This is a genomic window from Streptomyces prunicolor (assembly GCF_045162825.1).
Lineage (GTDB): Bacteria > Actinomycetota > Actinomycetes > Streptomycetales > Streptomycetaceae > Streptomyces > Streptomyces prunicolor.
The window spans coordinates 9,393,935-9,406,529 of the sequence record NZ_CP108676.1; the positions used below are offsets into that span (position 1 = coordinate 9,393,935).

Here is a 12,595-nt window from a genome sequence, read left to right on the forward strand (position 1 = left end):
GCGGCAACAGCTCCCCGGACCGGCCTCCACTTCGGCATCCGGACGGCTACGCTCAAGGGCTGTACGTCGTTCGGGCTACTGGGGAGGTATCGGGATGACGGAGGAACGGTCTCCAGGAGCCGCCTCGGCCTCCCTGTGGGAGCGGGAGGAGGAAGTCAAGGGTGTGGCGGAGGCGATCGCCGCCCTGCGCGCCGACGAGTCCTCCTCCGGCAGCCTGCTGATGGTCCGGGGCGAGGCCGGGTTCGGCAAGACCGCGCTGCTGACCGAGACCCGCCGCATCGCCAAGGCGCACAACTGCGCGGTCTGGCACGCCCGCGGCGGCGAGACCCTCAGGTCCGTCCCCTTCAACGTCGTACGGCAGTTGCTGCAACCCGCGCTCCTCACGCTGATGCCCGAGGAGATCCGCGAGTACCTCGGCGACTGGTACGACATCGCGGGCCCCGCCCTCGGCGTCACCGAACCCGGCGAGCGGCAGCCCGACCCGCAGGGCGTGTGCGACGGTCTGGTGGCCGCGGTGCGCCGTCTCGCCAAGCGCCACTGGCCGCTGGTCCTGCTGATCGACGACGCGCACTGGGCCGACCAGGAGACCCTGCGCTGGCTCGCCGCGTTCGCCGAACGCCTCGACGACCTCTCCGTGCTGCTCGTGGTCGCCCGCAGGCCCGGCGAGGTCAGCGGCGAGAGCGCCCGCTACCTGGACGCGATCGCCGAAGCCGCGGGATCGCCGCACACCGTCCTGGAGTCCCTCACCCCGCCGGCCACCGCGGGCCTCACCCGCGCGACCCTCGGCCCGCACGCCGACGGCGCGTTCTGCCGCGAGGTGTGGGCGGTCACCGACGGCAACCCGTACGAGACCGTCGAACTCCTCGCCAAGGTGAAGGACAGCGGCCTCGCCCCCGTCGAGGAGTCGGCCTCCGAACTGCGCGAGCTCAACCGCTCCGCGCGCGGCCGCGGACTCCTCGCCCGCCTGGACGACCTGGGCTTCGAGGCCACCCGGTTCGCCTGGGCCGCTGCCATCCTCGGCACCGGCATCTCCGTGGACCTGGTCGCCAAGCTCGCCACCATGAAACGCGACGAGGCGGTCCGCTGCGCCGAGTTGCTGCGCACCGACCGCATCCTCACCGCGCCCGACCCCGCCGCGTCCCAGGCCGGCGCCGGCGAGCTGGAGTTCGTCCACCCGCTGATCGCGAGCGACGTCTACGACTCCATCCCGGGCGGGGTGCGCACAGCCATGCACGGCATCGCCGCCCAGGTCGTCACCGACTCCGGGCACGGCGCGGCCGCCGCCTCACGGCACCTCCTCAAGGTGCACCCGGAGGACGACCAGGAACTCGTCGAGCAGCTGCGCGAGGCGGCCCGCGAACACCTCTCCATCGGCGCCCCCGACGCCGCCCGCCGCTGTCTGGAGCGCGCCCTCGTGGAGCCGCCGCTCGCCGAGACCCACGCGCACGTGCTCTACGAACTGGGCTGCGCCACCCTCCTCACCGCGCCCGCCACCACCATCGGCCACCTCCAGACCGCCCTCGGCATGCCCGGCCTCGACGGCCACGCACGCGTGGACGCCGTTTTCCGGCTGTCCCAGGCGCTGACCCACAACGACCAACTGGAGGAGGCCGTCCGCACCGTCGAGGAGGAGGCCGCCCGGTACGAACCGGGCGCCGCCCGGATGCGGCTCCAGGCCGTGCAGTTCATGTGGGAGGGCATCCACGCGGGCGAGGGCACCTCCCCGGGACGCTCCGAGCGGCTCGCCGCACTCGCCGGCACCTGCACCGGCCGCGACAACTCCGAGCGGGCCCTGCTGATCCTGCGGGGCTTCGACGCCATGACCCACGGCGAGAACGCCGAGGAGGTCGTCGAGGTCTGCGACCGCGCCCTCGTCAACGGACGGCTCGCCCCCGGACTCGGCTGGACCGACACCGAGTGGGGCCTGGAGATCCTCATGATGCTGGCCAGCGCGTACGCCTACACGGACCGCCTGGACCGCGCGGAGAGCCTCTACAACGAAGCACTGAGCGCCTATGTGACCGCCGGCTGGAGCGGCGGCCACCTCTCCCTGGCACACGCCTACGTAGGCCTCGGCCACCGCAGGCGCGGCCGTCTCCGCGAGGCCGAGCTCTCGTTGCGCGAGTCCCTGCGCCTCGCCGAGCGTGTCGGCCGCGGACTGCCCCTGTACTGGTCGGCGACCTGCAACCTGGTCGACACGCTGCTCGCCCGCGGCCATGTCGAGGAGGCCTGGGCGATCGCCGAACAGTACGGCTTCAGCCCGCCGTACCCGTCCACCATCGTGCTGCCCGACCCGCGCTGTGTGCGCGGCCGGCTCCTGCTCGCCGTCGGCAACACGAAGGACGGCATCAACGAACTGGAACAGGCCGCGAAGGCGGCGACCGTACGCGGCCACCACAACCCGGTGATGGTCCCCTGGGCCGTCGACCTCGCCCGGGCCCTCGCCGTCGAGGACCCGACCCGCGCGGCCCAACTCGCCACGGACGCCCGCCGGCAGGCCGAACACTTCGGTACGGACACGGCGATCGGCGAGGCCCTTCGCTGTGCCGCGGCCCTGGAGACGGGGCAGCGTGCGGTACGGCTCGCGGCGCAGGCTGTCGCTTACCTGGAGTCCTCGCCGTGCCAGTACGAGCATGCGGCGGCGCGGGTCGAGTACGGGATCGCTGCGCGGTCGGTGGCGGAGATCAACAGGGGCCTGACGCTGGCGCGTTCGTGCGGGGCGGACGGCTTGGTGAATCAGGCGCGGGAGGTGTTGGAGACGGGGAGGGGGTTGCGTTGAGTTGTCCTTCGGCTGCGGGCCGGCGGGGGCTGGTCGCGCAGTTCCCCGCGCCCCTAAAAGCATGGGCTGGCCTGCGTTTTAAGGTTCGCGCACTTTCTCGTGCCCCTAAAGACATGGGTCGGCTGCGTTTTTGAAGAGCGCGCAGTTCCCCTCGCCCTAAGAACTTGGGTCGGTCTGCGTTTTTAAGGCTCGCGCAGTTCCTCCCGCCCTAAAAACATGGGCTGGCCTGCGTCTTAAGGGGCGCGGGGAACTGCGCGGCCAGCCACGACGCAGCCGCAGTCGACATACAACAGGCACCCCCACCCCCTTAGTCGCCGTCTTCCCCCAACACCCGCTGCGCCACAGCGAACGCCGAGTTCGCCGCAGGCACCCCGCAATACACCGCACACTGCAACAACACGGCCCCGATCTCCTCCGCCGTAAGCCCATTACGCCGAGCCGCCCGAACATGCATGGCCAACTCGTCGGAATGCCCATGCGCAACCAACGCCGTCAGCGTGACCATGCTCCGCTCGCGCCGCGACAGCGTGGGATCGGTCCAGATCTCCCCCCACGCATACCGCGAGATGAAGTCCTGGAACCGCGCGGTGAACGGCGTCTGCCGAGCCTGCGCCCGGTCCACATGGGCATCACCGAGCACTTCTCGCCGCACCTCCATTCCCCGCTTCGCCCCGCCCCCGAGATGCGCCCGCAACGCCGTCAGAACAGCCACCGGGCACTGCGCGACCGCCAGATGGGAAGCGCCCGGAATCTCGACGAGGGCCGAGCCCGTCACCGCGTCCGCGATCTCCCGCAGATGCGCGGGCGGCGTCGCCGGGTCCTCGCGCCCCGCGATCACCAGCGTCCGCGCGCTGATCTCGGGCAGCCGCTCACGCAGGTCGTACGCGGCCAGCGCGTCACAGCACGCGGCGTACGCGCCCGGGTCGACGTCACCCTGGTCGGCGACCAGCTCCGGGACGGTGAACCCGGGTGTGAACCAACGGGAGTCGGCGTTCTCCACCAGCCACCCCACGCCCTCGCTCCGTACCCGCGCGGCCCGTTCCTCCCAGGCCTTCGCCCCGTTGAAGTGTGCCGAGGAACAGATGACGGCGAGCGACGCGACCCGCTCGGGGTGATGTACGGCGAGATGCAGCCCGACCGCACCGCCCAACGACACGCCCGCGTAGGCGAATTGCTCGATCCCGAGGGAGTCGGCGAGTGCCAGCACCAGGTTCGCGAGGTCCCCGACGGTCGCCCCGGGACCGATCAGCCCGGGCGCCGAGCCACCATGCCCAGGCAGGTCCCAGCGGATCACCCGGTGCGTGACGGACAGTTCGGGCGCGACCTTGTCCCACAGCGCGTACGACGTGCCCAGCGAGGGCCCGAGCAGCAACGGGGGAGCGGAATCGGGCCCCTCGGCAAGGAAGTTGAGGAGTTTCTCGGTCAACGTCGCTCCAACGCACGGTCGGTGAGGGCTCCGGCGGAACCCGTGTAACGGGCGGGATCGGTCAGCTCGGAGAGATCGAGGTCCTTCAACTCCGGCTCTCCGGCAAGCAGTTCGGCAAGCGGACGGCCCTCCGCGTATGTCCGCCGGGCGACCTCCGTGAGCAGCTCCTTCGCCCGGGCCCGGCCCAGCAGCGGTGCCAGCTCGGCCGACAGCCGCTCGGAGACGATCAACCCATGGGTGAGATCCAGGTGTTGACGCATCACGTCCGGGTGCACCCGCAGCCCCTCGGTCAGCTCGGCGGCATCGCGCGCCGCCCCGCCGACCAGCCGCAGCAGCTCCCGCAACGGCTCCCACTCGGCGTGCCAGGCCCCGGCCGGCCGCTCGTCCTCGGCGACCAACGAGCCGTAGAGAACGGCCGCGAGCTGCGGCGCCCGGCGCGCGGCGGCGGCGATCAGCGTGGACCGTACGGGATTCGCCTTGTGCGGCATGGCCGACGAACCCCCGCCGCTGCCCTCCGAGACCTCGGCGATCTCCGTACGGCACAGGACGAGCACATCGGCGGCGACCTTGCCCAGCGCCCCCGCCGCGAAGGCCAGGCACCCGGCGAGATCGGCGATCGGCGTCCGGAGGGTGTGCCACGGCAACAGCGGTGCCGCCAGACCGAGTTCACGGGCATAGGCGTCCGGCAGCGCGAGCGCGTCCTCGGCGTCGTACGCGGTGAAGGCGGCCAACGTGCCTGCTGCGCCCCCGAGTTGGACGGGCAGCGCACTCCGTACGACCCGTACGCGATTCCGCGCGTCGAGCACCAGCGACCGCCACCCGGCGGCCTTCAGCCCGAAAGTCGTCGGTACGGCGTGCTGGGTGAGCGTCCGGCCCGGCATCGCGGTGTCCCGGTGGGCGGTGGCCAGTGCCGACAGCGCACGCTCTGTGCGGGTGAGGTCGCCGAGGACCAGATCCAACGTGCGGGACGCGACCAGCATCGTCGCCGTGTCCATGATGTCCTGGCTGGTCGCACCCCGGTGGACGTACGGGCCGTACTCCTCGCCGACCGCCTTCGTCAGGTCCGCTACGAGCGGGATCACCGGGTTCCCGCCGGTCCTGGACCGTTCCACGAGGGACCGTACTTCGAAGCGGTCCGGGTCCGCCGCGGCCGTCACCGCCGTCGCCGCCTCGGCGGGGGCGAGCCCGAGCGCGGCCTGGGCGCGGGTGAGCGCGGCCTCCGCGTCGAGCAGGGCCCGTAGATACGCGGTGTCGCTCGTCGCGGACGCGGCGGGGGAGCCGGCCCACCCGGGGGCGAGCAGGCCGGTGTCCGACGGGTCGGCTGGGGGCACCTCCCGCCCGGAGGGTGGGGGAGTCACTGGAACTCCAGGAAGACCGTTTCGCCTTCGCCCTGAAGGCGGATGTCGAAACGGTATGTGCCCTTGCCGTCGTCCTGCGCGATCAGCGTGTCGCGCCGCGCCGCGTCCAGCCCGGACAGCAGTGGGTCGGTGGCGAGCGCGGCTTCGTCGCCCGGGAGGTAGATCCGGGTGAAGAGGTGCACCAGCAGCCCGCGCGCGAAGACACACGCGGAGAGGTACGGGGCGCTCCGGCCGCGCGCACCCGGTCGCAGTGTCCGTGCGTACCAGTGGCCGTTGGCATCGGTCTGGATGCGGCCCCAGCCGGTGAACTCCACGCCGTTGCGGCCGAGATAGCCGCCGCTGGCCGGGTCGCGCCGGATCGAGCCGTCGGTCGTGGAGACGTTGCCCTCGGGGTCGGGACCCCACAACTCGACGAAGGCGTCCGGCAGCGGCTTGCCCTCGCCGTCGTACACGTACCCCTGGACGGTGATCGTGTCCGGGTGCCCGACCGGCGCGATGTCACCGCCGCCGGGGAACGGCAGCGCGTAGCCGTAGAAGGGGCCGACCGTGTGCGACGGGGTCGGCAGCACGGACTCCGGGCGGCTCGTGTCGATCTTCGTCATGGCGGGTCAGCGTCCTTCTTCGATCCAGGTGGCGTGCGGGCCGTCCAGCACGATGTCCCAGTGGTAGCCCATCGAGAACTCGGGCACCGACAGGCTGTGGTCGTACGTCGCGACGAGGCGCTGCCGGGCCGCGTCGTCCGTCACCGACTGGATGATCGGGTCGTACGGGAACAGCGGATCGCTCGGGAAGTACATCTGCGTCACGAGCCGTTGGGTGAACGCCGTGCCGAACATCGAGAAGTGGATGTGCGCCGGGCGCCAGGCGTTGACGTGGTTGCGCCAGGGGTAGGGGCCCGGCTGGACGGTGGTGAAGCGGTAGTTGCCCTCGTCGTCGGTCAACGTGCGGCCTACGCCGGTGAAGTTGGGGTCCAGCGGGGCATCGTGCTGCTCGCGCTGGTGCGCGTAGCGGCCGGCCGAGTTGGCCTGCCAGATCTCCACCAACTGACCGCGGATCGGCCGCCCGTCCCGGTCCAACAGCCGCCCGGAGACTGTGATCCGCTCACCGATCGGCTCGCCGTTGTGCTGCCGGGTCAGGTCGTTGTCGATCTCCGTGATGTCCCGCTCGCCGAACGCGGGGGCGGACAGTTCCACCAGCTCCGGGTCCTTGGAGACGTCGATGGTGACCGGCGGCTGTTTCGGGTGGCGGAGCAGCGAGGAGCGGTACGGGGCGTAGTCGCGGCGCGGGTGGTGCTCGACCGGCGCGCCGTCGGCGACCCGCTTCCCGTACGTCGCGTGCTCGGCCGCTATTTCGAGGTCGATGTCGTGCTGGGTGAGAGCCATGGGGGGTTCCTGCCGTTCGAGTTCCTGCCGTTCGGGTTCCTAGCGTTCGAGGACCAGGGCCAGGCCCTGACCCACGCCGATGCAGAGCGTGGCGACGCCAACTCCCGTGCCCTTGCGGGCGAGTTGGTGGGCGACGGTACCGGCGAGCCGGGCACCGGAGGCGCCGAGCGGGTGGCCGAGGGCGATGGCACCGCCCTGGGGGTTGAGGATCGCGGGGTCGAACTCGGGCCACTCGGCGACACATCCGAGCACCTGCGCGGCGAAGGCCTCGTTCAGTTCGAGGACTGACAGGTCGTCAAATCCCTGGCCCGCCTTGGTGAGTGCGCGATTGACCGCCTCGACGGGGGCGAGTCCGAAGTACTGCGGGTCGATCGCCGAGACACCGGTGGCGGACACCCGGGCGAGGGGCTGGCGGCCGGTCGCCCTGAGCCCTTCCTCGTCCACCAACAACAGGGCGGCGGCACCGTCGTTGAGCGGCGACGCGTTGCCCGCGGTCACCGTCCCGTTCTCCGTACGGAACGACGGCTTCAGCTTGGCCATGGCGGCGAGGGACGCGTCCGCCCGTACGGATTCGTCGGCGCCGAAGACGACCGGGTCGCCCTTGCGCTGCGGGATGGAGACGGGCGCGATCTCCGCGTCGAAGAGCCCCGCGGCCTGTGCCTCCGCCGCCTTCCGGTGACTCGCGAGCGCGAACTCGTCCTGCTGCTCACGGCCGATCTTGTGCTTGTCGGCGATCAACTCCGCGCTCTCACCGAGCGGGATGGTCCACTCCGGGTTCATGGCCGGGTTGGTCATGCGCCAGCCGAGCGTGGTCGAGTACAACTCGGTGTGCCCGGCGGGGAAGGGCCGGTCCGACTTCGGCAGCACGTACGGCGCCCGGGTCATCGACTCCACACCACCGGCTACGGCGATGGAGGCGTCCCCGACCGCGATCGCGCGGGCCGCCTGGATGACCGCTTCGAGGCCGGAGGCGCAGAGCCGGTTGACCGTGACGCCCGGCACGGAGGTGGGGAGGCCCGCGAGGAGGCCTGCCATGCGGCCGACGTTGCGGTTCTCCTCGCCGGCGCCGTTGGCGTTGCCGAAGTAGACGTCCTCGATGCGGGACGGGTCCAAGTCGGGTGTGCGGGCGAGGAGCTCACGGATGGCGTGGGCGGCGAGGTCGTCGGGTCGGACGGAGGCGAGCCCTCCGCTGTACCTGCCGATGGGGGTGCGGACGGCGTCGACGATGTAAACCGTGTTCACAGCAGGCCTTCCGTGACGGTGAGTTTCGCGTCGGTCTTGGCGACGATTTCCTCGACGCCCACACCGGGCGCGGTCTCGATCAACATGAGACCTTCGGGTGACACGTCGATCACGCCGAGATCGGTGATGACTCGGTTCACACACGCTTTGCCTGTGAGCGGCAGCGCGCACTCCGTGAGGATCTTCGGGGAGCCGTCCTTGGCCACATGCGTCATGACGACGATGACGGTACGGGCGCCGTGCACGAGGTCCATCGCCCCGCCGATCCCGGTGATCATCTTCCCGGGAATCGCCCAGTTCGCCAGGTCACCGCCCGCCGACACCTGCATCGCGCCCAGCACGGCGACGTCGATGTGCCCGCCCCGGATCATCCCGAAGGAGAGCGCCGAGTCGAAGAAGGACGCCCCCGGCAGGACCGTCACGGTCTCCTTGCCGGCGTTGATCAGATCCGGGTCGACCTGGTCCTCGGTCGGATACGGGCCGGTGCCCAGGATGCCGTTTTCCGACTCCAGGATCACTTCGACGCCCGGCGGGAGGTAGTTGGGGATCAGGGTCGGCAACCCGATGCCGAGATTGACGTACTGCCCGTCCTGAAGTTCGCGCGCCGCGCGGGCGGCCATCTCCTCCCTTGTCCAGGCCATCAGCCGCTCACCGTCACCGTTCGCTGCTCGATCCGCTTGTCGGCGGCCTGCTCGGGGGTGAGGGCCACCACCCGCTGCACGAAGATCCCGGGCAGATGCACCGCGTCCGGGTCGATCTCGCCGGGCTCGACCAGCTCCTCCACCTCGGCGATCGTCACCTTGCCCGCCATCGCCGCGAGGGGGTTGAAGTTCCGGGTGGACTTGTTGAAGACGAGGTTGCCGTGCCGGTCGCCCTTGGCGGCGCGGACCAGCGCGAAGTCGGTGCGGATACCGCGCTCCAGGACGTACTCGGTGCCGTCGAACTCCCGCACCTCCTTCGGCGGCGAGGCGAGCGTGACGCCGCCCGAGCCGTCGTAGCGCCAGGGCAGTCCGCCCTCGGCGACCTGGGTGCCGACGCCGGCGGGGGTGTAGAAGGCGGGGATGCCCGCGCCACCGGCGCGCAGGCGTTCGGCCAGCGTGCCCTGGGGGATCATCTCGACCTCCAGTTCCCCGGCGAGGTACTGGCGGGCGAACTCCTTGTTGGCGCCGATGTAGGAGCCGGTCACCCGCGCGATGCGTCCGGCGGCCAGCAGCACTGCGAGGCCGGACTCCAGCGCCCCGCAATTGTTGGAGACCACGCCCAGGCCGGTCGTCCCGCGCTCGTACAGGGCCTGGATCAGCACGTTCGGCACACCGCTCAGCCCGAAGCCGCCGACCGCTAGCGTCGCTCCGTCCGGCACATCGGCCACGGCCTCGTCGGCTGTGGCGACCACCTTGTCCATCCGTGAAGCTCCGTCCCGTTCGAGCGCCCGGTGAGCAGTTCATCGCAGTTCATCAGGGCACTGAGCATTTCGGTGAAGTTTCCTTCACGCTGTCACTGTGGGGGCTCCCCGTCAAGACCTCGGAGAAGTGCGAGGTCAGGTACGGGGACAGGCCGGTACGCAAGGCTGGACTTGGCCGTAGGGCCTCCCGGTATCGTTCAGTGCACGGACGAATTCGACTTCGGGAGGGCACATGGCCGCGGTGGACCTCACCACCCACCCCGGGCACCTCGCCCGGCGACTCCAGCAGGCGCACTATCTGCTGTGGAACACCATGGTCTCCGAGGAGATCACCTCCCCGCAGTTCGCGGTGCTCAACGCGCTCGCCGAGGAGCCGGGGCTCGACCAGCGGACGGTGGGGGAGCGGGTGGGCCTGGACCGGTCGACCATCGCGGAGGTGATCAGCCGGCTGATCAGGCGCGGGTTGCTCGACAAGGTGCGTGATCCGCAGGACGGGCGGCGATTTCTGTTGCGGCTCACCGGCGACGGCACGCGTGTCCATCGCAAGCTGGTCGTGCGGACGGCTCGGATGAACCAGGTTTTTCTGGCTCCGCTCTCCGCCGATGAGCAGGGCGTTTTCTTCGAGCTCATTCAGCGGGTCTCGGACGCGGCGGAGGGGCTCCGCAATCCTGCGGAGCCCGTCGCCGTACAGCGCTAGGGGGCCGTTTTTTGCTGCGGGCCGGTGGGGGCTGGTCGCGCAGTTCCCCGCGCCCCTAAAAGAGGGCGCGCCTTGGCCGGCCCTGTTCAGGCCTTGGCGAAGATCACCCAGACCTGGCCCTTTGCGAAGTTCATGGGCGTGCCGTCCGCGGTGGTGAACTCCGTTCCGTCCGTGGCCTTCTGCCGCTTCCAGTCGACGCTGTACGTACGGCCGTCCCGCAGGACGTCCGCCTTCCCCGAGCCGACGGTCTCCGTGTAGGGCGTGTTGTTGCCGAGGACGTCGTGGTACTTGGACTTGCGGATCTTGACGTACTGCACGACGACCGTCGCCGGGGCGACCCGCTTGCCGTTGGTCAGCACGGTGGGTGCGCCGTCCTCGCTGACCTGCCAGCGGTGCTTGCTCCCGGACCAGGTGAAGGTGAAGCGGGCCGCCGGGTAGCGCACGGTGCGGGAGGTCGTGGCCTTGCCGCCCGTAGGGGCCGCGCCGTAGTGGAAGCCGGTGGTCAGGGCCGCCGCGCCGGGGGCGGAGGGGAGCAGCTTGTTCGGGTGGAGGTAGAGGTTGTGCGGGGCCGACTTGTCGACACCCCGGTAGTAGGCACTGGCCTCCTCGTCCGGAGACGCTGATCGCAGCGGTGCCTTGGCGATCAGCGGCAGCAGCTTGTGCTGGGCCCCGGAGAAGGCGAGCGTCGGCTCGTCGAACTGGCGTAGCAGCTCCAGGTCGGAGACGCGGGCGCTGCGCACCGGTCCGACGGACTTGGGCAGCTTGGTGGCGAACACCGCCATCAGCCGGCTCAGCCCGCCCTCGACCTGCTCCGCGTACACGATGTCCGCCGAGTCCAGTCCCGTCTGCGGGCGGGCCGCGGGCACGTTGTCGATCTTCACGGCGAGCAGCGGACCGGCGGCGGGGGCGACCGTGCCGTCGGCGCTCGGGCTCTGGGCCGGGGTCTGTGTAGGGGGCCGGCTCTGTCCGCGTCCGTCGTCGGCGGGGCTGCCGTGATGTGCCGTGCAGCCCACCGCCAGGGAGGCCGTCATCGTGGCGGCCAGCAGCGCCGCTCTTCTCGCGCCGCGCCGCTTGGGCGCCCTCTGTCCCATGCCCACCGTTGCCACCAAGTCTGTGTTTTCGATTGTGCGCTTATAAGTTCATTGATGGCCATACCCGCTCGGTTGTGTTTGTGCGCGCTGAATGGGCCGATCGGCCCACCGGAAGATCCGGAAGGGGTCAGTCCGGCGGACCGAGGATCTCCGCGAGGTCGTAGCGGACCGGCTCCTCCAGCTGCGCGTACGTGCAGCTCTCGGGCGTGCGGTCGGGGCGCCAGCGGCGGAAACGCGCCGTGTGCCGGAAGCGCGCGCCGTTCTCCATGTGGTCGTACGCCACCTCCGCCACCCGCTCCGGCCTCAGCGGCACCCAGGAGAGGTCCTTCTTGCCGGACCAGCGGCTCGGGGCGCCCGGCAACCGTGCCGTCTCGTGCGCGGCCTCCTCCGCCCAGGCCGCCCACGGATGCCCGGTCGGGTCGTCCATGCGCAGCGGCGCGAGTTCCTCGATGAGCTCGGCGCGCCGCTTCATCGTGAAGGCGGCGGACACTCCCACGTGTTGCAGGGCGCCCTGCCCGTCGTAGAGACCCAGAAGGAGGGAACCCACGACGGGGCCGCTCTTGTGGAGGCGGTAACCGGCCACGACGGCGTCCGCGGTCCGCTCGTGCTTGATCTTGAACATCGCGCGCTCGTCCTGGCGGTAACGCAGGTCCAGCGGCTTCGCCACGACACCGTCGAGCCCGGCGCCCTCGTACTGCTCGAACCACCGTTGCGCTAGGTCGATGTCGGTGGTCGCGGGGGCCAGATGCACGGGTGCGGTCGCGCCGGACAGTGCCCGTTCGAGGAGCGCCCGGCGGTCGCCGAGCGGCACGTCCAACAACGACTCGTCGGCCAGGGCCAGCAGGTCGAAGGCGACGAAGGAGGCCGGTGTCCGCTCGGCCAGCGTCCGCACCCGTGACTCGGCCGGGTGGATGCGCTCGGTCAGTGCGTCGAAGTCCAGCCGCCCGTCCCGCGCGATCACGATCTCGCCGTCCAGGACGCACCGCTCCGGCACGCGCTCGGTCAGCGCCTCGACCAGCTCGGGAAAGTACCTGGTCAGCGGCTTTCCGGTACGGCTGCCCAGTTCGACCTCTCCGCCGTCGCGGAACACGATCGCCCGGAAGCCGTCCCACTTCGCCTCGTAGTGCATGCCCGGCGGAATCCTCGCCACCGACTTGGCGAGCATGGGCTTCACGGGCGGCATCACCGGCAGATCCATGCTCCCGATTCTGCTCTCGT

11 protein-coding genes are annotated in these 12,595 nt (G+C 70.8%); 2 read left to right on the forward strand and 9 right to left on the reverse strand.

All coding sequences use genetic code 11. The annotated features are described in order from the left end of the window. Positions 1–94 precede the first annotated feature (94 nt). The gene (locus OG588_RS42585; RefSeq protein ID WP_405951919.1) at positions 95–2,779 is read left to right on the forward strand and encodes an ATP-binding protein; all 2,685 of its coding nucleotides are present in this window, start codon (positions 95–97) and stop codon (positions 2,777–2,779) included. Between the two features lie 307 nt (positions 2,780–3,086). On the opposite strand, the gene pcaD is transcribed toward OG588_RS42585, so the two are convergent. From pcaD to OG588_RS42620, 7 genes are read right to left on the reverse strand one after another with little or no spacing between them, the layout of a single operon-like run. Further along, on the reverse strand, positions 3,087–4,205 hold the full coding sequence (gene pcaD / locus OG588_RS42590) for a 3-oxoadipate enol-lactonase (RefSeq protein ID WP_405951920.1): 1,119 nt from the start codon (positions 4,203–4,205) through the stop codon (positions 3,087–3,089). Then, positions 4,202–5,563 (reverse strand): 3-carboxy-cis,cis-muconate cycloisomerase, encoded by a 1,362-nt coding sequence (gene pcaB, locus OG588_RS42595; RefSeq protein ID WP_405951921.1) that lies wholly within the window; start codon positions 5,561–5,563, stop codon positions 4,202–4,204. Before pcaB ends, pcaD begins: the two co-directional genes overlap by 4 nt. Then, positions 5,560–6,165, reverse strand: a complete 606-nt coding sequence (gene pcaG, locus OG588_RS42600; protein ID WP_405951922.1) for a protocatechuate 3,4-dioxygenase subunit alpha — start codon at positions 6,163–6,165, stop codon at positions 5,560–5,562. Before pcaG ends, pcaB begins: the two co-directional genes overlap by 4 nt. A gap of 6 nt (positions 6,166–6,171) precedes the next feature. After that, positions 6,172–6,945, reverse strand: a complete 774-nt coding sequence (gene pcaH, locus OG588_RS42605; protein WP_405951923.1) for a protocatechuate 3,4-dioxygenase subunit beta — start codon at positions 6,943–6,945, stop codon at positions 6,172–6,174. A gap of 39 nt (positions 6,946–6,984) precedes the next feature. Beyond that, positions 6,985–8,187: a thiolase family protein gene (locus OG588_RS42610; protein ID WP_405951924.1), complete on the reverse strand. Its 1,203-nt coding sequence runs from the start codon at positions 8,185–8,187 to the stop codon at positions 6,985–6,987. Then, positions 8,184–8,828, reverse strand: a complete 645-nt coding sequence (locus tag OG588_RS42615; protein WP_405951925.1) for a CoA transferase subunit B — start codon at positions 8,826–8,828, stop codon at positions 8,184–8,186. Before OG588_RS42615 ends, OG588_RS42610 begins: the two co-directional genes overlap by 4 nt. After that, positions 8,828–9,589, reverse strand: a complete 762-nt coding sequence (locus OG588_RS42620) for a CoA transferase subunit A (protein WP_019058890.1) — start codon at positions 9,587–9,589, stop codon at positions 8,828–8,830. Before OG588_RS42620 ends, OG588_RS42615 begins: the two co-directional genes overlap by 1 nt. Before the next feature lie 232 nt (positions 9,590–9,821). On the opposite strand from OG588_RS42620, the gene OG588_RS42625 reads away from it, so the two are divergent. Further along, a complete protein-coding gene (locus tag OG588_RS42625; protein ID WP_405951926.1) occupies positions 9,822–10,286 on the forward strand; it encodes a MarR family winged helix-turn-helix transcriptional regulator in 465 nt (154 codons plus the stop codon). Between the two features lie 86 nt (positions 10,287–10,372). Here OG588_RS42625 and OG588_RS42630 read toward each other — a convergent pair whose 3' ends face one another. Together OG588_RS42630 and OG588_RS42635 are read right to left on the reverse strand one after the other, a co-directional pair. Next, complete coding sequence (locus OG588_RS42630; RefSeq protein ID WP_405951927.1) at positions 10,373–11,377, reverse strand: DUF3048 domain-containing protein; 1,005 nt, start codon at positions 11,375–11,377, stop codon at positions 10,373–10,375. A 127-nt stretch (positions 11,378–11,504) separates the two neighbouring features. Then, on the reverse strand, positions 11,505–12,575 hold the full coding sequence (locus OG588_RS42635) for an ATP-dependent DNA ligase (RefSeq protein ID WP_405951928.1): 1,071 nt from the start codon (positions 12,573–12,575) through the stop codon (positions 11,505–11,507). Positions 12,576–12,595 lie beyond the last annotated feature (20 nt).

Bases quoted from the DNA above. Each gene is read 5' to 3' on its own strand.
- OG588_RS42585 (WP_405951919.1), top strand. From the start codon at position 95: ATGACGGAGGAACGGTCTCCAGGAGCCGCCTCGGCCTCCCTGTGGGAG.
- OG588_RS42625 (WP_405951926.1), top strand. From the start codon at position 9,822: ATGGCCGCGGTGGACCTCACCACCCACCCCGGGCACCTCGCCCGGCGA.
- pcaG (WP_405951922.1), bottom strand. From the start codon at position 6,165: ATGACGAAGATCGACACGAGCCGCCCGGAGTCCGTGCTGCCGACCCCG.
- OG588_RS42630 (WP_405951927.1), bottom strand. From the start codon at position 11,377: ATGGGACAGAGGGCGCCCAAGCGGCGCGGCGCGAGAAGAGCGGCGCTG.
- OG588_RS42635 (WP_405951928.1), bottom strand. From the start codon at position 12,575: ATGGATCTGCCGGTGATGCCGCCCGTGAAGCCCATGCTCGCCAAGTCG.
- OG588_RS42620 (WP_019058890.1), bottom strand. From the start codon at position 9,589: ATGGACAAGGTGGTCGCCACAGCCGACGAGGCCGTGGCCGATGTGCCG.
- OG588_RS42615 (WP_405951925.1), bottom strand. From the start codon at position 8,828: ATGGCCTGGACAAGGGAGGAGATGGCCGCCCGCGCGGCGCGCGAACTT.
- pcaH (WP_405951923.1), bottom strand. From the start codon at position 6,945: ATGGCTCTCACCCAGCACGACATCGACCTCGAAATAGCGGCCGAGCAC.